Source organism: Staphylococcus edaphicus (genome assembly GCF_002614725.1).
GTDB lineage: Bacteria > Bacillota > Bacilli > Staphylococcales > Staphylococcaceae > Staphylococcus > Staphylococcus edaphicus.
Genome location: NZ_MRZN01000015.1, coordinates 48,846 through 69,421 on the forward strand (window position 1 = coordinate 48,846; position 20,576 = coordinate 69,421).

The 20,576-nt window shown below is 32.4% G+C and carries 21 protein-coding genes and 1 riboswitch; of the genes, 5 read left to right on the top strand and 16 right to left on the bottom strand.

Annotated features, from left to right (window positions below; translation table 11 throughout):
- Positions 1–159: 159 nt before the first annotated feature.
- Both rpsA and cmk read right to left on the bottom strand, forming a co-directional pair.
- Positions 160–1,341, bottom strand: a complete 1,182-nt coding sequence (gene rpsA / locus BTJ66_RS09475; RefSeq protein WP_099090720.1) for a 30S ribosomal protein S1 — start codon at positions 1,339–1,341, stop codon at positions 160–162.
- Between the two features lie 298 nt (positions 1,342–1,639).
- Positions 1,640–2,299, bottom strand: a complete 660-nt coding sequence (gene cmk / locus BTJ66_RS09480) for a (d)CMP kinase (protein WP_099090721.1) — start codon at positions 2,297–2,299, stop codon at positions 1,640–1,642.
- Positions 2,300–2,377: 78 nt separating this feature from the next.
- Here cmk and BTJ66_RS09485 point away from each other — a divergent pair, with 78 nt between their 5' ends.
- A complete protein-coding gene (locus BTJ66_RS09485; RefSeq protein WP_099090722.1) occupies positions 2,378–3,352 on the top strand; it encodes an asparaginase in 975 nt (324 codons plus the stop codon).
- Between the two features lie 120 nt (positions 3,353–3,472).
- Here the strand turns inward: BTJ66_RS09485 and ypdA are convergent, their stop codons facing one another.
- From ypdA to BTJ66_RS09505, 4 genes are all read right to left on the bottom strand, one after another.
- A complete protein-coding gene (ypdA, locus tag BTJ66_RS09490) occupies positions 3,473–4,459 on the bottom strand; it encodes a bacillithiol disulfide reductase YpdA (RefSeq protein ID WP_099090723.1) in 987 nt (328 codons plus the stop codon).
- 250 nt (positions 4,460–4,709) lie between these two features.
- A complete protein-coding gene (ebpS, locus tag BTJ66_RS09495) occupies positions 4,710–6,290 on the bottom strand; it encodes an elastin-binding protein EbpS (RefSeq protein ID WP_167380387.1) in 1,581 nt (526 codons plus the stop codon).
- Positions 6,291–6,436: 146 nt separating this feature from the next.
- Positions 6,437–7,816 (bottom strand): RecQ family ATP-dependent DNA helicase, encoded by a 1,380-nt coding sequence (locus BTJ66_RS09500; RefSeq protein ID WP_099090725.1) that lies wholly within the window; start codon positions 7,814–7,816, stop codon positions 6,437–6,439.
- On the bottom strand, positions 7,809–8,768 hold the full coding sequence (locus BTJ66_RS09505; protein ID WP_099090726.1) for a helix-turn-helix domain-containing protein: 960 nt from the start codon (positions 8,766–8,768) through the stop codon (positions 7,809–7,811). The genes BTJ66_RS09500 and BTJ66_RS09505 overlap by 8 nt, the downstream gene beginning before the upstream one ends.
- A gap of 109 nt (positions 8,769–8,877) precedes the next feature.
- Between BTJ66_RS09505 and BTJ66_RS09510 the strand changes: the two genes are divergently transcribed.
- The gene (locus tag BTJ66_RS09510) at positions 8,878–9,126 is read left to right on the top strand and encodes a ferredoxin (RefSeq protein ID WP_099090727.1); all 249 of its coding nucleotides are present in this window, start codon (positions 8,878–8,880) and stop codon (positions 9,124–9,126) included.
- A 153-nt stretch (positions 9,127–9,279) separates the two neighbouring features.
- Here the strand turns inward: BTJ66_RS09510 and BTJ66_RS09515 are convergent, their stop codons facing one another.
- The 6 genes from BTJ66_RS09515 to BTJ66_RS09540 form a co-directional block, all read right to left on the bottom strand.
- Positions 9,280–9,825 carry an ECF transporter S component gene (locus BTJ66_RS09515; protein ID WP_099090728.1) on the bottom strand — a complete coding sequence of 182 codons (546 nt, stop codon included), beginning with the start codon at positions 9,823–9,825 and terminating at the stop codon, positions 9,280–9,282.
- A 64-nt stretch (positions 9,826–9,889) separates the two neighbouring features.
- A riboswitch (FMN riboswitch) is annotated at positions 9,890–10,025 on the bottom strand.
- 223 nt (positions 10,026–10,248) lie between these two features.
- The gene (locus tag BTJ66_RS09520; protein WP_099090741.1) at positions 10,249–12,012 is read right to left on the bottom strand and encodes an ATP-binding protein; all 1,764 of its coding nucleotides are present in this window, start codon (positions 12,010–12,012) and stop codon (positions 10,249–10,251) included.
- Positions 11,996–12,721: a response regulator gene (locus tag BTJ66_RS09525; RefSeq protein ID WP_099090729.1), complete on the bottom strand. Its 726-nt coding sequence runs from the start codon at positions 12,719–12,721 to the stop codon at positions 11,996–11,998. Before BTJ66_RS09525 ends, BTJ66_RS09520 begins: the two co-directional genes overlap by 17 nt.
- A 126-nt stretch (positions 12,722–12,847) precedes the next feature.
- Complete coding sequence (locus BTJ66_RS09530; protein ID WP_099090730.1) at positions 12,848–13,588, bottom strand: pseudouridine synthase; 741 nt, start codon at positions 13,586–13,588, stop codon at positions 12,848–12,850.
- On the bottom strand, positions 13,581–14,123 hold the full coding sequence (gene scpB, locus BTJ66_RS09535) for an SMC-Scp complex subunit ScpB (protein WP_420801883.1): 543 nt from the start codon (positions 14,121–14,123) through the stop codon (positions 13,581–13,583). The genes BTJ66_RS09530 and scpB overlap by 8 nt, the downstream gene beginning before the upstream one ends.
- Positions 14,113–14,847 (bottom strand): segregation and condensation protein A, encoded by a 735-nt coding sequence (locus BTJ66_RS09540; protein ID WP_099090732.1) that lies wholly within the window; start codon positions 14,845–14,847, stop codon positions 14,113–14,115. Before BTJ66_RS09540 ends, scpB begins: the two co-directional genes overlap by 11 nt.
- Positions 14,848–14,939: 92 nt before the next feature.
- On the opposite strand from BTJ66_RS09540, the gene BTJ66_RS09545 reads away from it, so the two are divergent.
- On the top strand, positions 14,940–15,446 hold the full coding sequence (locus BTJ66_RS09545; protein ID WP_099090733.1) for a DUF309 domain-containing protein: 507 nt from the start codon (positions 14,940–14,942) through the stop codon (positions 15,444–15,446).
- Between the two features lie 76 nt (positions 15,447–15,522).
- On the opposite strand, the gene xerD is transcribed toward BTJ66_RS09545, so the two are convergent.
- From xerD to BTJ66_RS09560, 3 genes are all read right to left on the bottom strand, one after another.
- The gene (gene xerD / locus BTJ66_RS09550) at positions 15,523–16,410 is read right to left on the bottom strand and encodes a site-specific tyrosine recombinase XerD (protein WP_099090734.1); all 888 of its coding nucleotides are present in this window, start codon (positions 16,408–16,410) and stop codon (positions 15,523–15,525) included.
- 39 nt (positions 16,411–16,449) lie between these two features.
- A complete protein-coding gene (gene fur / locus BTJ66_RS09555) occupies positions 16,450–16,896 on the bottom strand; it encodes a ferric iron uptake transcriptional regulator (protein WP_099090735.1) in 447 nt (148 codons plus the stop codon).
- A gap of 103 nt (positions 16,897–16,999) precedes the next feature.
- A complete protein-coding gene (locus BTJ66_RS09560; RefSeq protein WP_099090736.1) occupies positions 17,000–17,542 on the bottom strand; it encodes an NUDIX hydrolase in 543 nt (180 codons plus the stop codon).
- Positions 17,543–17,699: 157 nt separating this feature from the next.
- Between BTJ66_RS09560 and BTJ66_RS09565 the strand changes: the two genes are divergently transcribed.
- Positions 17,700–18,614, top strand: coding sequence for an aldo/keto reductase (locus tag BTJ66_RS09565; RefSeq protein WP_099090737.1), 915 nt, complete (start codon positions 17,700–17,702; stop codon positions 18,612–18,614).
- Between the two features lie 98 nt (positions 18,615–18,712).
- Here the strand turns inward: BTJ66_RS09565 and BTJ66_RS09570 are convergent, their stop codons facing one another.
- On the bottom strand, positions 18,713–19,471 hold the full coding sequence (locus tag BTJ66_RS09570) for an SDR family NAD(P)-dependent oxidoreductase (protein ID WP_099090738.1): 759 nt from the start codon (positions 19,469–19,471) through the stop codon (positions 18,713–18,715).
- A 150-nt stretch (positions 19,472–19,621) separates the two neighbouring features.
- On the opposite strand from BTJ66_RS09570, the gene proC reads away from it, so the two are divergent.
- A complete protein-coding gene (gene proC / locus BTJ66_RS09575; protein ID WP_099090739.1) occupies positions 19,622–20,437 on the top strand; it encodes a pyrroline-5-carboxylate reductase in 816 nt (271 codons plus the stop codon).
- Positions 20,438–20,576 lie beyond the last annotated feature (139 nt).

Here is a 20,576-nt window from a genome sequence, read left to right on the forward strand (position 1 = left end):
TTTTTAATCTCTATAATTCTATCATAAGGGTTAGATAAATAAAAAGAAATATTAAAACAAAGTGAAGCCAATATAATAACACTACTTTTTATGACAAAAAAAGAAATCTTGCCCTAGTTATAATTAGGACAAGATTTAAAGTTGCCATCGTACTTTGTATTAAAACTTAAAGTCTTTTAATTTATCTCCGAATACATCACCTAATGTTGGATTATCTTCGTCATCAGATCCACTATCTAAGTATGATTGTGTTGTTTCACTATCACTCTCGACAACATTTTCATTTGGTAAAGTCGCTTTAATAGATAACGAAATGCGTTCATTTTCAGTATCTACACCAAGCACTTTAACACTTACAATATCACCAGGGTCCAGTACTTCACCCGGAGAACCAATATGTGAATGACTGATTTCAGAGATATGAACTAATCCTTGAACACCAGGTTTAATTTCCACAAATGCTCCAAAGTTTGCTAATCTTACAACAGTACCTTCTATTACATCGCCTTCATTGATTTCTCCTTTAATGGATTCAAATGGACTAGGTAATGTATCTTTAATAGATAATGAGATACGTTCAGAATCTTTATCAACAGATTTGATTTTGACTTTTACTGTTTCACCAATTGACACGACATCTTCAGGAGATTTTACATGTTCATGAGACAATTCAGAAACGTGGACAAGTCCATCAACACCGCCGATATCTACGAATGCACCAAAATTAGTAAGTCGAGCAACTTGACCTTCGATTACATCGCCTTCATTAAGTGATTCTAGTAATTCATCTTTTTTCTCTGCATTTTCCAATGCTTCTACAGCTTTACGACTAAGAATGACACGATTGTTAGCAGGGTCTAATTCTTCTACTTTTAGTTTAAGTACCTTACCTTCAAAATCGGAGAAATCTTCAATGAAATCTGTAGAAATTAATGAAGCTGGAACAAACCCTCTTTGGCCAACATCAACTACTAAACCACCTTTGACCACTTCAGTGACTTTGGCTTCAATAGTCTGATTATTATCTAATTGTTCTTGTAAAAATTCATATGATTTTTCAGTTTCAAGTTGACGTTTAGAAAGAATGTAAGTACCAGTTTCATTTTCTTCGTCATACTCTATTTTAGTAACATATGCACCAATTTCATCACCAACTTTAACAGCATCACTTGGGTTGTCAATGTGATGCGTAGATAGTTGACTAATAGGGATAATACCGTTAAATTTTGCACCATTAACGTCTATAATTACTTGTTTATCTTCTATTTTTTGAACTTCACCAGTAATTTTATCCCCTTCTTTAATATCACTAATCATTGATTCGTTAAATTCTTCAGTCATCTTGTCTGCCTCCTTATTACACTACATATTTATAACATCTTATAATCTAATAGAATTGTCAAGAAATTCCCCTTTATTAAAAGAATTCAAATAACAATTGTTAAAATGCTGTAAAATTGGGGTTTTTAGCTAACGGAAAATTAACAAAAATTCACCTATGTTTTACAATTTTATTTTATATGCAGTTACCGATGGGTATCTAAAACACATGTACTTTATATACCCGTTAATTGTATTATATAACCTTTTTACACAATTTGGAAAGAAAGGGATTATTCTCTGTTATATTTATTTTGAATTAAGCAATAGAATGAACTAAGGTTAATATTTCTTCAATAACATTTTCTATACTTTTTCCTGTTGTATCAACGGTAATAGCATCGTCTGCTTTTTTTAAAGGTGATATTTTACGATTCATATCATAATGGTCTCGATCAGCAATCTCTTGTTTAAGTTGATCAACTTTAGAATCTATACCACGTTCTTCATTATCTTTTTGTCTTCGAATCGCTCTTTCTTCAACTGAAGCAATCATATATACCTTTAAATCTGCATCTGGTAATACGACAGTACCAATATCTCTTCCATCCATTACGATACCTTTTTTAGCTGACAATTCTTGCTGTTTTTTTACAGCGAAAGTTCTAACAGCCTCTTTAGATGCTACATAAGATACGTTGTTTGTTACATCATTTTCTCTTAAATAGTCAGTGACATCCTGATTATCTAAGATGACTCTTTGACCTTTAACTTCATCATAAGTTAAAGATAAATCAGTAGTTTTAATAAGATGTTCAAAGTCTTCAGGTTTATTTTGTTGTAAGTATTTGTAGGTAATGGCGCGATACATTGCTCCTGTATCTACATAAATCATAGATAATTTAGCAGCTAGCAACTTAGCGATGGTACTTTTCCCTGCAGCGGCAGGTCCATCAAGTGCGATATTTAATAATTTCATTTTAGTAACCCTTCCTTGTTGTTTTATGAATAATATTTTATCATAAATATGTGAATTATAAATAGGAGGAATGCCAGCATGAAAAATGTTCTTGTAATACATACCGGTGGAACGATTAGCATGTCTCAAGATGAAGCTAATAAAGTGGTGACTAATAAAAATAATCCAATATCTAATCATCAAGATGTGATTGCACGATATGCAAATGTGACAGAGATGACACCATTCAATGTGCCTTCACCACATATGAATATCGAATATGTGGAAAAATTGAAAGAAATCATAGAGGAAGCAGTAACTACTAAAGATTTTGATGGCTTTGTGATCACACATGGAACAGATACGCTGGAAGAAACGGCCTATTTATTAGATTTAACGACAGATATTTCTAAACCAATCGCCATTACTGGGGCTATGCGTTCATCCAATGAAATTGGTTCTGATGGATTGTATAATTTCATTTCAGCAATACGTGTAGCAACAAGTGATGAATCTTCTGATAATGGCGTAATGGTAGTATTTAATGACGAAATACATACTGCTCGAAATGTTACAAAAACACATACATCGAATACCAATACGTTTCAAAGCCCTAACCATGGTCCACTTGGCGTTGTAACTAAAAATAGTGTTCAATTTCATCATAAGCCCTATGATCATCTTATATTAAATGATATAGATTACACATTAAATATACCGCTGGTTAAGGCCTATATGGGTATGGACAGTGATGTGTTGACTTTTCATAGTGAAAAGAATGTCGACGGTATCATCATTGAGGCACTTGGACAAGGTAACTTACCACCAACATGCTTAGAGGGTTTAAACAAATGTTTAGAAAAAAATATACCAATTATTTTAGTGTCTAGATCATTTAACGGCATTGTTGGCCCTATTTATGCTTATGAAGGCGGAGGCGTTACATTGGCAGATAAAGGTGTTATTTTTTCAAATGGATTAAATGGTCCTAAAGCAAGATTAAAACTTCTTGTAGGTTTGAGTAACCATTTAACAAAAGAACAATTAAAAAAATATTTCGAATCACAACTTTAAAATTATTAAAAAACTGAGACTTATGACATGCGCGCTTTAAATTAAACACTTAACTTCATAAGTGAAAAATTCAAAGCGCATATCGTCAAATTGTCTCAGCTTTAATATGATGATATGTGCTTAAGATTCTAGAGGTGTTTGTTTTTTTGATAAGATACTTTGTGTAATAATACCGCCATGGTATTTGCCATTTTCTATAAAAATTGTGTTGGCATCATTACCGGCAGCTATGACACCTGCTATATAACAGTTTTCTACATTAGTTTCATAAGTTTCTTTATTGTAAACTGGTGCAGTACCATATTCATTACGATTGATTTTAATACCAATTGATTGTAAGAATTCATAATCTGGATGATAACCAATCATTGCAAATACATAGTCGTTTGCAATCTCAAATGTTTGTCCGTCTTGTTCATAAAAAACGCTCTCTTCCGTAATCTTAGTGACGTTTGCATTGAAGGCCATATCGATTTTTTCATGGCGAACGAGTGATTCAAAATTAGGAAGTATCCACGGTTTAATCGCTTTTGGATAATCACTACCACGGTAAATAACAGTTACATTTGCGCCAGCTTTCTCTAGTTCTAAAGCTGCGTCTACGGCTGAGTTTTTACCACCAATAATAGTAATGTTTTGATCGAAATAAGGGTGTGCTTCTTTAAAATAGTGCATAACTTTTGAAAGTTCTGCCCCTTCAACTTCAAGTTGATTATGGTGACCGTAATAGCCTGTTGCTACAGTAAGAAACCTACATTGATAAACGTCTTTAGTTGTTGTAATTGTAAAACGATTATTGATTTTTTTAACAGTGAGGACTTCTTCAAAGGCATTAATTCGTAATTGATGATGTTTCACAACTGCTCTATAGTAAACCAATGCTTGATTTCTATGCGGTTTACTTTCTTCAACTATAAATGGTATGTCCCCGATACTTAATTTGTCACTAGAAGAAAAGAATGTTTGATGTGTAGGATAATTATAGATTGCATCTACAACATTTCCTTTTTCAATAACTAAAGTATCTATTCCTTTTTTCTTTTGTTCAATCGCAGCACTTAATCCACAAGGGCCGCCACCTATGATTATACTTTCAACTGTTTGCATACTTTATTCGTCCTCCTTTTACCACCAATATATTATACCAATAGTTTCGCAAAAACCAAATGAAAGAATTTGAAAAAATTATAACAATTGTAGTCGAAACTTATTTTGAACTGTATTTATTTTGCAATTAAAGCAATTTATTTTTGTAATTGGAAAATTCACTATATAAATTTTGGTACATTTGATCATACAAAAAAGCGCTCACCTATTATAGGCAAGCGCTCTTTTTATTTAACATAATTGATAAATCTTACTGTGGAATAACAAGGCGTTGGCCATTATGGATATCATTGCCTTGAATGTTATTCGCTTTTCTAATTTTTTCGACGTTTTCTGGTGAACCTTCACCGTAGTATTGAATCGCAATTCTGTATAAATTTTGACCATTTACAACATGTGTTTGTTGTCCAGAGTTACTATTTGATGACTGATTATTTTGTTGATTACTGTTGTTTGTTGCATTTTGTGACTGCTCTGTATCGTTACTTTGATTACTATTGGCTTGATCATTTTGTTGAGCTTGATTACTTTGTTGATCTTGACTAGTTTGATCATTTTGGTTGCCTTGATTTTGATCACTGTTAGCTTGATCTTGAGAATCGCTATTAGCTTGATCAGAATCAGTGTTAGTGTTATCGGAGCTATCACTATCCTCAGAATCCGATGATGCTTTATCACTATCATCGTCTTTAGCTTTATCTTTATCAGATTTACTATCTTTATCGGAGTCTTTAGACTTATTAGCATCTTTGTCTTTATTATCAGCTACTTTTTTATCGTCATCGCTACCTTTATCATCGTTGTTACCAGTTAAAGCCATTCCACCGAAAATACCAATTGCTGCTAAAATTAATACTGCTGCTATAATAGGAAGTAGCTTTCCTAATAAACCGCCTTTTTTCTTCTTGTTATCATCATCGTGATCGTGGTTATTATTGCCATTGCCACCGTTGCCACCACCTGATTTAGAGTGTGAGGCAACAGCGCCAGTACCAGCAGCTGCGGCACCGCCAGCTACAGCAGCACCCTTTTTCTTAGAGCCAGTACCCTCTTTATTTTGCGCATTGTCTTGTACTTTGTCTTTGTTATCTTTTTGGTCTTTTTGACCTTTATGTTTACCAGCTGCATAAGCACCAGCGCCAGCAGCTGCAGCACCACCAGCTACAGCAGCACCTTTTTTCTTAGAACCATTTTTATCTTTATTGTTTTCGTCATTATTAGGTTGATTTTTAGAATTAGTAGATTGATTATGTTGTTCTAAATCTTGATTTTGTTCATGTGTTTTGTTACTAGCGTCTTTAGAGCTTGAATTGTCATTATTATGTTTGCTAGCAGCATAAGCACCAGCAGTTGTAGCACCACCAGCTGCAGCAGCACCTTTTTTCTTGTTATTATCTTCATCGACATCATTATGTTGATTATCTGAATCAAATTTATCATCAGATTGCGGAGTATCATTTGAAGACTCATGTATTAAATTATTGTTTTGTGAAGGATCTACAGATTCATTTTCACGCTGTGAATCTGTAGAAGAATTGTCTTCATGTTGCAAACCATGTTCATGACCACCAAATTTGTTGTTTTCGTATTGATGTTCTTGGTTTGACTGCTCGTCGTTTTCACTTTGGTTTGTTGCTGTGTCTCTTCTTCGTTGTCTACGTTGAGCATTTCTCGGAGGAAATTGTTCATCTGATTTATCAGACACTTCCTCTTTTACATTGTCAACGGAATCGTTAACCGAATCCTGAGTGTTATCTTGGTGTTCTTTTGGATCAATGGATTGACGATTTTTTTCAAAATCATCTTTAAAATTGTTGTTAGACAAATTCATCATCCTTCCTATTTTTATTTAAGTATATACTGTTTTACCCTAAAAGAATGTAAATATGTATACTTTTTTTAAGAAAAAATACTATTAAACATGTGTATATATCGTATTATAGCTTGTTTGAAAATATGAAGTAAAGTAATTGTCTATTATTTAAATAAATTTTGTAATTTTTCATTAAAATCCATTTTTCTTTTAACTTTTTTTCTGTTTAATATATTTATTTTATTAATTTCGGAGTCATTATCACAACATTGTTTTGGCTTTTCACTTAACTTTTCTTCAAAAAATTCTATCATATATGCTCTACGACATTGATCGAGATTTTTATATCCTAACATACGCATATAACCCAAACGTTTACGCTTGTATGATATCTCAAAAATAGTACGCAATTGTTGATAAGTATAATGACCATAAAGTATTTCTAAAACTTCCGATTTTTCCGGCGGTAGAAACTGGCCAAGTTCAAATGATTCAACATCTTCTATTGTGACAATATCGGTAAATAACAATGTTTCTAATAAAAAGTTGTCATCAGGCTGGTATAGACTGATTGCTTGGCTTTGCTCACCATCACGACCAGCACGCCCTATTTCTTGCATATAATTTGAAGGACTTGTAGATAAATGAAAATGAACTATAGTACGGATGTCTTTTTTATTAATTCCCATACCAAATGCACTTGTTGCAACGATAATAGGTATTTCATTGTTTAAAAACTGATGTTGTACTGTATGACGTTCTTGATATGACAAATCACCATGATAAATCCCAGTTAAAAAACCATAACTATAAATTTTTTGTGCTAATGTTAAACACATCTTTTTAGATGATACATATATGATTGTAGGACCCGCATGTTCCAATGTTGGTAATAACCATTTTAATTTTTCCTCATCGTCTGCAAAATTTTTATGTGATAACGAGATATTATCGCGATTCATTGTCGTCTTAACGACGTAAAAGGATTTATTTAATATTTGTTTTAAATCATATGATAGATATGAGGGTGCTGTAGCTGTTAAAGCTAGTATCGTAGCATTTTGAAAATGATTGACGATTTTGCCAATTAATGCATAATGAGGTCGGAAATCATAACCCCATTCTGAAAGACAATGTGCTTCGTCTAATACAATCATACCTAAATCTAATGATTTAACTAATTTAAAATTATGAGGTTGAAGTAGAAATTCAGGACTTAAGAAAATAAAGCGACTATTTGCTAATTGTTTTGCATTTTGGGTTCGCTCAGTTTCATCCATACCAGAGTGTATACAAGCTACATGGTGTTCGCCATGGCGTTTAAGTTGCATTACCTGATCATCCATTAAAGAGATTAATGGTGAAATGATGAGAGTTGGTTGTTCTTTTATATATGTAGGTAATTGATAGCATAGGCTTTTACCACTTCCTGTTGGTAGGATGCCCAATGTATCTGTCTGGTTGAGCACATGTTCTATAATTTCTTTTTGACCTGGTTTAAAAGTTTCAAAACCAAATCTATTTTTTAATGTTTCATCAAGCACGTATATCCCCCCTTTCTAAACCAACAATAATTAATTTAATTTCAAAATAACTCAGTTCTGGAAATGCTGTTTTATAATTCCGCAAGCGTTCACTACGATTTGATAAGTAATATGGTATAAATTGTTCGTATTGCTTATGTAATAAATATGAACTATATTGTGTTAAATATCCTTTAATAAATAATTCTAAAATATGATCTTGGATTGTATTTGGTTTAACATTCTGTTGTGCTGCTAATTCTTCAAACCGCATACCTTGTTGTATACCATGGTAGGTTAATTCTGTTTTATATAGTAGTGAAGGAAGTATAATGAGTTGATTCAATAGTGGGTATTGCTGTTTAATTTCTAGTTCATACATTAATGTAACTAAATCTCTTATTTCTAATTCGAATAGTTTTTCTTGAGGTATAGCTTCAATCAAACTTACTTGTTGTCTCGTGTACATACTTTCTTCGAATCCTTGTAAATAATAATGAAGATAAACATTAGTATTTTTTTGACATAAATTATGAAATAAGCTTGTGAGTTCTTCAATAAATTGAGTTTGTAAATTGTCCTTAGTTATTTTTTGATACAGACGTTTTACTTGAGTTTGTACAATGTTATGCTGTGTAACAGGTATAAATTGATGAATGTCATGCTTAATATTTGATAATGTTTGTGTTAGCAATTGTATTGCATTAAACGTGTTCACAAGACTATCATATGTATGTCGAGGGTGATTACTGACATTTTGATATTGCTGTGATTCAATGTTAAAATGACTAGAATATCGCTCGAATGACGGATATTTTAAATTAGGCATGCTGTGATACAATGACATAAGCTGTTGACTACAGGCATCAAAAAAGGTTTGATGAGACTTTTTACCTGTGATAATATTATATATACTTTTTTCGGTTTTGTAATTATGTGCATTTGTGTAAGCAAAATGAATTATATTATACATAGACGCTCCTTCATCATATAAATCGAAAATATTTGAAAAAACGATAAACTGTGATTACAATAATATTTGTGTAATTATTGTAGCATTTTTGTCAAAGGAGGCGAAGAAATTGGCTAAATATACGATTGTAGATATGGATACATGCATTGCATGTGGTGCTTGTGGTGCCGCTGCCCCTGATATTTATGACTATGATGACGAAGGTATTGCATATGTTATTCTAGATGATAATCAAGGTACTTCAGAAGTACCAGAAGAATTATATGAAGATATGGAAGATGCACTTGATGGTTGTCCTACAGATTCGATTAAGATAGAAGAAGAACCATTTGACGGTGACGCATTAAAATTTGAATAATGTGATGTCTGAACAATTGCATTGATAAATAATTAAGCTAGTATTGCTACAAATATACCATACGCAAACTTAATTATTTTTTATCATAATATATTAGTGAGCCACCATTTACATTCAACGTAAATGGTGGCTCATCTTAATTTTAAAATAATGTTATTTAGGTAAGACATTTTTAAGTCTATTATATAAAAGGATGAATATAATAGAGATAACAATTCCTTTAATGATGTTAAAGGGTATCACACCTGATACAATGACGATTTTAACATTTTCAACAATATCAGCTAGATTCATAATCATGCCGTAAAGTGGCAATAAAATGAAGTAGTTAAGAATGCTTAAGACTAAAGTCATGACCACAGTTGCAACGCTTAAACCAACAATTAGCGATTTGATTCTATCTTTATGTTTAGTGGCAAAATAGGCAGTTAATAAAAAACTAGATGCCGCTAAAAAGTTTGCAACCGGTCCAACTGGATCGCCTATATTAAATAAAAAGTTTAATAAGTTTTTAAGAAATTCCACAATAAGTCCAGCAATTGGTCCTAATGTGAAAGTTGCTAATAATGCGGGAACATCACCAAAATCTAAAGTTAGATAAGGTGGCAGAAATGGTATCGGAAATTTTATAAACATTAAAATAAATGCTACCGCACTCAACATACTAATAGTGATGAGTCTTTTTGTTTGTTGTTGCATATTCAATTGTCTCCTTCCATTCATCTTACACAGAATAGGAGGATTAAATTGCACAACAAAAATCCTCCATCTTCTCCCATCCAGACTATACTGTCGGCTCTAGATTTGCACTAGATCAGCCATTTCATTAAATGTAATGAAATGGGTCGCAGGCTTTATTTACTGCCGGTTAGGAATTTCACCCTACCCCGAAGATGAATTGCTTAAATTTTATAAATATATCATAGCTTATTAGTCAATTAAAAACAATAGACTTGCTTGAGATCATTGATGCATAAACGAAACAAAAGCAATTCCCTTGATAAATATTTATTAATGTTGGTATTACAACGATATCTTCTAAAATATATAAAACCGAAACACGTGAAGTAGTAATTACGTGTTTCGGTTTTATTAAGAAGCCTACGTTTCTGTTCATAAACATCAAGGTGTATCAGGTTTCGGTAACGTAATTATAAATGTCGTACCTTTACCGAGTGTGCTTTTAACATCAATGTTACCACCATGCTCATCTATTATCATTCGACAAATAAACAAGCCTAAACCAGTCCCTTGTTTTCCTCTTTTACGTGCAGTGTCAACTTTGTAAAATCGATCAAAGACTTGTTGTAAATGTTCGGGAGCAATACCTGATCCAGTATCTGAAATATATAAGATGTTTTCAGTTTGCGTTTCTCCGTAATCAATTTTAATTTCGTCACCAGGTTCAGTATATCTTGAAGCGTTATCTATTAAATTGGTTAATACTTGCTCTATTCTATCCGAATCATAATACCACAACTGATGATGAGTATTAGGCGTTAAATTCATATTGAGACCTAAGTCCTTAGCTTGTTGTTGATATTTTTGTTGTACTTTATCTAGTAAAGTATCAATCGGTTGAACAACTTTTTCTACTGTCAGTCCTTCTGCATCCATACGAGCAACATTTAATAACTCATTAACTAATCTATTTAAGCGTTTAGTTTCATCTAAAACTATAGACAGCGACTCATGAATTTCTTCTGGTTCGGTAACAATACCATCCACGATGGATTCCGTGTAACCTTGTAATAGTGATATTGGTGTACGTAATTCATGAGATACATTTGCAATAAAATCCTTTTTCATCTGGTCTATATTATGTTCGTTAGTCATATCACGTATTATAGCCACGATACCGCTACGTCCATCTGGTTGAATTTGTTCAATATAACTTGTAATGATTACAAAATAACGCGTGTTGATTTCATAAACTTCGAACTGTGTTTTTTTGTTTTTAAAAGTAAGTTCATTCTGTTCGTCTAGTTTTTCTAAAGCAAAATCATCTAACATTTGTAAAGTTGTATTAGCCATTTTATTAGAAATAATAATTTCTTTTTTATCATTAAATCCTAATACACCTTCTATCATTGAATTGATTAAGCTGTCACGAATGTTTTTAGATGATGATAATGCGTCTATGTGTTGTTGGATTTCAGAACTCATTGTATTAAATGCACGCGAAAGTTCTCCAATTTCATCTCGAGAGTTGACTGGTACGACTTGTGCATAGTCACCTTTAGACACTTTCAGTGCTTGTGTCCTTAAATTTCTTAATGGCTTTGTGATTCTTGAAGATAAGAAGAATGCAAATATGGTTGTAATCGCTAAAAATATAATCGCAATGATTAGGATAATGACTGTAATGACATTGTTAGTGTCTTCTATAGTTTTTAAATCTTGATAAATAAATACGCCACTATATTTATTAGGTTGTTCATTTGATGTTGCTATAGATTTGGTAGGATAGCCAATCAGCACATAGGTCCGTTGTTTGCCATTGATATTTATCGTAACATGTTCAGAAATTTGTTTACCTTGATCAAATACACGGTTATAATCATTACTTTCTTTAATTTCTTTGAACATCCTACTTTTGGTCTTATCTTTATCTTGACTATCCATATGCTTATGATTCATTATAATGAGCCCTACTGGACCTTCAATTAATTTTCTACTGTGTTGAATCGCTGTTTCACTATTATCAGAGCTTTCTACGAGTTGACTAATTCGTTTGGCATCCTTTAGTAATGAATCTTCTGTTTCTTGCGTAAAATAAGATTGAATAAACGTTATGAGCGCTGCACTTAATAAAATTAAAACTGTAGTTACTATAAAAATAATAGTTAACCACAGTTTAATGACTACACTATTGAGTTGATTCATTATTTGATTTGATTTCAAATTTATAACCAACACCCCATACTGTCTGTATCATATGGGCAGCATCTTCTGATACACGATTTAACTTTTCTCTTAAACGTTTAACATGGGTGTCCACAGTACGCAAGTCGCCATAGAACTCATAATGCCATACTTCTTTTAATAGCTGTTCTCTATCAAATACTTTATTAGGTGTTTTAGCTAGGAATATTAATAGTTCATATTCTTTGGGTGTTAAATTTACCTGGCTTCCATCAGCTAATACTCTGTGCGCGTCATTATCTATAACTAAGTGATCAAATTCTAGTAAATCACGTGCATGCGGTTCACTTTGTTCTGCAGTTGCCACCTGAGTGCGTCTTAATAAAGCTTTCACTCTTAAAACTACTTCTCTGGGTGAAAATGGTTTAACGATATAATCATCTGCGCCAGATTCAAATCCTTCTACACGATTTGTTTCTTCACCTTTTGCAGTTAACATAATGATAGGTGTTTCTTTTTGTTCTCTTAGTTTAGATGCAACGGTAATACCATCCATTTCAGGTAACATTAAATCAAGTAAAATACATGCATAATCATGCTCCAAAGCCATTTTATATGCTTCGTTACCATCACTTGCTTCATGTATTTCAAAAGATTCTCTTTCGAGATATAATTTTAATAGTCTTCTAATGCGATCTTCATCGTCTACAATTAGTATTTCATTTGTCATACGTGTATACCTCCCACACTGCTAACTTTCTAATTTAAGCATATTATATCATAGGTTTAGCACGAAAAGTGATTTTGAATCGAAAGTTTGTGAAAAAATTATCATGATTGTGATAATGGTAACTAACTAGTCTTTTCCGTGTTCGGCAAGTTGACGTATCATTTTTACTTCGTGTGGTGTTAATACTCTACCTTCACCCGCATTTAAACCTTTCAAGTTTAATGGGCCAAATTCGATACGCTGTAATTTAGTTACTTGGTGACCAAAATGTTCAAACATACGACGAACTTGACGATTGCGCCCTTCAGTAATAGTGATTTCTACTAATGTTGAATTTTTATCTTTGTCTTGGTTCTTCACTTTAACCGTAGCGGGTTGTGTTACCCCATCGTCTAATTTAATACCTTGTTCAAGTGACTTAACTTCTTCGCGCATTAGGTACCCTTTTAATTTAACCACATATTTTTTCTTGATTTTATAGCGTGGATGCGTCATTAGATTCGTAAATTCACCATCGTTAGTCAGTAATAGTAGTCCTGATGTATCATAATCTAATCGACCCACGGGGTAAATTCTCGTTTTAATTTGCTTGAAATAATCGGTTACAACTTTACGTCCTCTATCATCAGAAACACTTGTAATAACTTGTGATGGCTTATAGAACAAAATATATAATTTGTCTTCTTGTTCTAATTTAATGCCTTCTACTTCAATATTATCTGAAGGTTTTACTTTAGTACCTAATTCAGTTTCTACTGTTCCATTCACTTTCACTTTTCCTTCTGTAATTAAAGTTTCTGCTTTTCTACGTGATGTATACCCACTATTAGCAATACGTTTTTGTAATCGTTCTGTCTCTTTATTCATTATTATCTCCTTTTTGATTTACTAAGTTACTAAAGAATGCTTCGATTTCTTCATCTTCCTCGTCTGTCGTAGGTAAGTCATCTAAATGCTCAATGCCAAATACATTTAAGAAAAGCTCAGTTGTATAAAGCTGATGACTTCTAGATTCTGCCTCTTCTTTAGCTTCCACTAGACCACGAGCAATGAGTGTTTTAACGGCACCATCTGAATTAATACCTCTAATTAACTCAATATCGCTACGTGATAATGGTTGATTGTATGCAATAATGGATAACGACTCCATTGCTGCTTGTGATAATTTCATTTTTGATTTTTGTTCAATTAATTTTTCTATATATTCAGAAGCTTCTTTTTTAGTTGTTAATACGTAAGTATTTCCATAATGTTGGATGGTTAAACCAGGAGAATCATAGGCTTCAATTAATTCGGTCAATGTAGATTGGTCAACTTCTAAAATTTCTAGCAATTGTTTTTGCTCTAAACCTTCATCTCCAGCTGTATACAGCAGTGCTTCTAATATACCCTTATCTTGCAACGCCATAGTTTACCCCTCTTAAAATGTTAATATCGTCAAAACTTTTTGGTTGTTCAATGTTTACTATACCTGATTTAGACATTTCAAGTATGGCTAAGAAATGTGTGACTACCATTTCAATCGGTTCTGTAAAGTTAAACAAACTAAAGAAGTTAAATGACTCGTGTTGTTTTAATTTTTCACTGACTTGTGAAGTAGCCTGTTGTATTGTGAATGTCTCTTTTCGTATATCAACCGTTTTGGGCGTTTGGAACTCGACTCGGTTTTTAACTTTCTGATAGGCTATCATGAGTTCTGTTAAATCAATCGTATGGTCTGGATTCCAAGTTTCATTAGATTCTAAATGAGATAAATCAGTTGGATGTTTTGAAAAGTAAAAAGCGCGTTCAACCCTACGCTCATTTAAAATTTCAGTGTATGCTTTATAATTTTGATATTCAATTAAACGACCGACCAATTCGTCACGTGGATCGTCATCAACATCTTCAGCTTCACTTGTTTGTGGTAATAGCATTTTACTTTTTATCATCAGTAATTCTGAAGCCATTACTAAATATTCACTCGCAATATTAATTTCTAATTGATTCATCGTATGTATATATTGCATATACTGTTCAGTTAATTCTTTCATGGGAATATCATAAATATCAATTTCAATTTTTTGTATAAGATGCAATAATAAATCTAATGGTCCATTAAAGGCATCTAATTTTACTTCGTACATTTTATCTACCTCATATCGCAAGTTAAGTGCGTAATTCACTAAAGTATTATAGCATGTTTAATGAAAACATTTAAATTTGGAGCGGTTTTAATATGGAAAATGCACTAAAGGACTTTTATTTTCAATTTCATACGAAGCAACACTACTTTTTGTGCCACGATATTCTTGAGGAAGCATGGAAAGAAAACGAGGCATTTAGTAAGGAAGATGCTGTAGTTAGTTTGATATTATTTGCAACAGGTTGTTATCACTATCGTAGAGGAAACACTAAGGGCGCTATCAAATCGTTTAGAAAGGCGCTCAAAGTTATTGAACCTTATAATGAAAATGTTAATTTAGGAATAAATATCACTGCATACCAAAAGTTAATTTTAGAACTAATAGCTGCTATTGAGAATGATAATCCGTTTGTGCCAGTTCAATTACCTTTGACTTCAGAGATGCAGCAAAATATTTTGACAACATATCCTCAATTTGTAATGACGGAATATGTTGTCAAAGATAGTTACATTGTTAATCATCATTTAGAAAGAAATAGGACGGAAGTGACAGAAGCACGGTTGAAGGCACTTTATCAAAAACAGCAAGAAAGACGATAGTGTTAGCACGTTAATTAAATCATTATGTGCATATAAAAACACAGGCGAGTTATTCAACGAATAAACTGGACTGTGTTTATGCACGTGGATGAAATTCATTATACATTTTTCTGATTTGTGATTTTGAAACATGTGTATACAGTTGTGTTGTTGATATATCTGAATGGCCTAACATTTCTTGAACTGCACGTAAATCTGCTCCATTTTCTAACAAGTGTGTAGCGAACGAATGTCTTAATGTGTGTGGTGTTAGTGTTTTTGTAATATTGGCTTTGATACCGTTTTGTTTTATCATTTTCCAAATAGCTTGTCTAGATAAAGACTTACCATGCATATTCAAAAACAAGACATTTGTAACTGTTTGCTTTAATAATTGTGGACGAACGGTTTCGATATATGTCTTTAAGTATTCAATAACTGTATCACCTAATGGCACAATACGTTCTTTATTTCCTTTTCCAAATACCTTAACGAAGCCCATAATTAAATTAACATCTTCTAATTCAATTTGAATAAGTTCGGAAACGCGCATGCCCGTCGCATATAATAATTCTAACATTGTACGATCACGATAACCGTTTGACTTCGATAAATTAGGAGTCTCTAATAAGGCTAGCACTTCATTTATTTCTAATACATCCGGTAATTTACGATCATATTTGGGTGTTTCAATTAGTACCGTTGGATCTTTGGCAGCATATCTTTCTCTCAGTGCAAATTGGTGAAAGCTTCTAATTGTTGAAATAAAACGTGCTAGTGATTTAGCAGAAGCGCCATTATCATGTAAGTAACCTAAGCATTGTTGAATAGCTGCTCTATCAATAAAATCAATATGACTGACTTTTTGTAACTCTAAAAATTCATTGTATTTTTTAAGATCTCTGCGATAAGCACCAATCGTATTCGCACTTAACCCCTTTTCTAGTTGAATGAATTTTAAATATTCTTCAATAATCGTATCCAAGATACCACCTCTATCTTCAATATGGTATGTATATCCGAGTTATTTACCTTGTGTTTGACAATCTGAACATACACCATGGAACGTTAAACGATGGTCGGAAATTCTAAAATTAAAATCGTTTTCAACACGTTCTTCAACTTGTGGCAATAAGTCTTCCTCAATTTCTTCAACCTTACCACATTCCATACAAACAAGATGGTGATGAAAATGCTTCGCGCCTTCTTTACGTAAATCAAAACGAGCCACGCCATCTCCAAAATTAATTTTATCTACCACTTTTAATTCAGATAGTAATTCAAGCGTACGATACACTGTGGCTAGGCCTATTTCAGGTGCTTTATCTTTAACTTTTAAATAAACATCTTCAGCACTTAAATGATCTTTTTCATTTTCAATTAAAACACGTAACGTAGCTTCACGTTGAGGTGTTAATTTATATGAAGATTGTTGTAATTGTTGCTTCACGCGATTTAAACGCTCTTCCACGGAAGCCTCACTCCCCTACTAATAATTATAATCATTTTAATTTACATAATGATTTATATATAAAATACCAGTAATTGATAAAATACGCAAGTAAACTCGTCCCTTAATTATAATCATTATAATTAAGGATTAAATGTTGCAAAGCAATAATTGTTTTAGCGTCTTCAAAATATTGATTTTTCAGCATTTTTTCAATTTCATTGAGGTCGTAATACTCCAATTCAATAAATTCATCATCATCTAAGTTCATCTGACCTGATTTCAACTCATTTGCCAAATATATTGAAATTTTTTCATTTGAAAAACCTGGAGAACCGTACATTTCTGCTATTAAATCTAAGTCGTCTGCAATGTAACCTGTTTCTTCTTCTAATTCACGTTTAGCAGCTGAAATGCGTGCTTCACCTTTTTCTAATTTACCTGCTGGAATTTCTAATAATGGTTTTTCTGCAGGTTTACGAAATTGCTTCACTAAAATGACTTTATTATCTGCAGTAACAGGACATACAGCGACCGCCCCATTATGAAAGACTAATTCACGTTTAGATGTAGTGCCATCGGGTAATTCAACATCATGGACTTCTAAATCAATAATAGCGCCTTTGTATATAGACTCAGTATGTATTGTTTTTTCATTTAAATTCATTATAATCACGTTCCTTTAATTTGATTTAAGTTACTGTTAAGATAAGTACATTAGTATATAGGGTGCAATTGAGATTTAATTTTTAGAATTCACTATGTATTGTTCACTAAAATTAATTTTAATCCTATGATTCAAGTGTATCGAAAGGAGAAACGACATGCAAAAAAATGTTTTAAGAAGTGGTATTGAACTTTCAGAATTAGGGCTAGGTTGTATGAGCTTAGGTACAGATATTAAGCAAGCAGAACCCATTATAGAACGTGCAATTGAACAAGGCATTACTTATTTTGATACGGCTGATATATATGATAAAGGTGTGAATGAAGACATTGTAGGCAGTGTGCTTAAAAAGTATCAAGATAGAAGCGATATTGTAATTGGTACAAAAGTGGGTAACCATTTAGCCGATGATGGTTACCCACTTTGGGACCCTTCAAAAGCTTATATTAAAGAAGCTGTAAAAGGTTCTTTAAAACGTTTAGGCCTCGACCATTTAGATTTATATCAGCTACACGGTGGGACAATTGATGATCCATTAGATGAAACAATTAGTGCTTTCGATGAATTGAAGCAAGAAGGTATTGTACGTGCATATGGTATTTCTTCCGTTAGACCTAATGTTATTGATTATTATTTAAAGCATAGTGATATTGAAACACTCATGTCGCAATTTAATTTAATAGATAATAGACCAGAAGCATTATTAGATGATGTACACGCTAAAAAAGTAAAAGTTTTAGCTCGTGGGCCAGTGTTCAAAGGTTTATTAACTACTAATAGTAATCAAGCGCTAGATGATAAGTTTTCAGAAGGTGTTTTTGATTATACTTATCAAGAATTAGGTGAAACAATAGCATCTATTAAAGAAATAGAAAATAATCTTTCAAGCTTAACATTTAATTACCTAACATCTCATGATGCATTGGGCTCAATTATTGTTGGTGCAAGTCATGTTGATCAACTTGATGAAAACGTTGAAAATTATAAACGCTCTAAAGATATTAGTTTAGAAAAATTGAAAGCAGCACGTAATCGTGTTAAAAATTTAGAATATACGCAGCATTTAAAATAACTATATTAAAATAATAATAGCGTGTTAGTGAATGATTGATAGGATAAGACTTAAACTTTAATCCTATTATAAATTTACTAACACGCTATTTTATGAAATCAGATTTTGTTTTTAAATAAAAATGTGAAATGCTTTTCAATAAATCTTGGTGCTAGTTGATAGATTTTTAACATCATATGCATCCATCTCGGCTTATTTATTTCGATTTTTTTAGTGATGATACCGTTTATAATTTGTTCGGCTAATTTGTCTGAGTTAAGCATAATTTTTTTGTATTTTTGTGAATAAGCTAACGATGGATCTGCCTTTGCATGAAATGGTGTTGCTATAGGTCCAGTATTAACTGTTAATACGTGATAGTTAGGTTTTTCAATACGTAGCGCATTTAATACTTGATTAAATGCCGCTTTACTTGCACCATAGTGAGCAGCATAAGCTTGTGTTAAAAATGCAGATTGACTACCAATACCAACGATTGTAGGCATCTGACTTAAATGTGGTTGTAAAGTCGTTAATAGTAAATTGAAGTTTATTAAATTTAGTGTATAGGTATCAAGCATGTCTTTGTTCGTATGTTGGTCCATTGATTTGAAATAACCTAGACCAGCACTATAGATGATGCCATCGATTGTTTCTCCTTTAAATTGGCTGCTGAGATTAGCGATTTGTGCTGGTGATTGTAAATCGCATTGCAGTATTGTTAGCTGTGATGATCCATATTTTGATTGAAGCATCTTAAGTTTATCAGGGTTGCGAACAAGCACAGTCACATAAACTTGTTTTTGTAATAGTATGTGTAAGATTGATTGACCTAATCCGCTTGTGCCACCTGTTAAGACGTAATGTCTCCCTATCATGTTTATCCCTACCTTTGTTAATATATGGTTAGTATATATGATGTAATTGATTCATGTCATCTCTTATAGAAATATTAGGCATATTATGAATCTATGTTACTATAGAAACATAAAAGAAACATAAAAACTTAGAGGAAGTGAAATGTTCACATGAAGCTAGTATTTTATGGTGCAGGTAACATGGCACATGCAATTTTTACAGGTATCGTTAATTCTAAAATAATAGATTCTAATGATATTTATTTAACAAATCGTTCAAATGAAATTGCGCTCAAAGAATATGCTGAAGAATTTGGCGTTAATTACAGTTATGATGATGAGGCTTTATTAAAAGATGCAGACTATGTATTTTTAGGCACTAAACCTTATGATTTTGAGTCTTTAGCAGAAAGAATCAAACCATTTATTACTGATAAAAATAAATTTATTTCAATTATGGCTGGTTTACCAATTAGTTATATACGTGAAAAATTAGAAGCAGATAGTCCAATCGCACGGATTATGCCTAATACAAATGCACATGTCGGTCACTCTGTGACTGGGATTAGTTTTTCAAATAATTTTGGTCCAAAATCTAAAGACGAAGTCGATGAATTAATCAACGCATTTGGTTCTGCTATAGAAGTGCCTGAAGATAACTTACATCAAGTGACAGCTATAACTGGAAGCGGACCGGCATTTTTATATCATGTATTTGAACAATATGTCACTGCTGGGACACGTTTAGGATTAGAAAAATCACAAGTAGAAGAATCAATTCGTAATTTAATTATTGGTACAAGTAAAATGATTGAACGTTCAGAATTGAGTATGGAACAACTAAGAAAAAATATAACGTCTAAAGGTGGTACGACACAGGCCGGATTAAATGCCCTTTCACAGCATGACTTAGAAAGTGTTTTTGAAGATTGTTTAAGAGCAGCGGTCGATCGTAGCGTGGAACTTGCAAGTCAGGATGACGATTGATTATTAATAGAGGAGTCCGGGACATAAACATTTCTGATTAAAGAATAAACGTCAATTTCTATTGAAATTATATAGAAATTGACGTTTTCTTTATTTTTATATAATTTTGTAGCTCGTTGAGCTACTATTTTTCTTATGT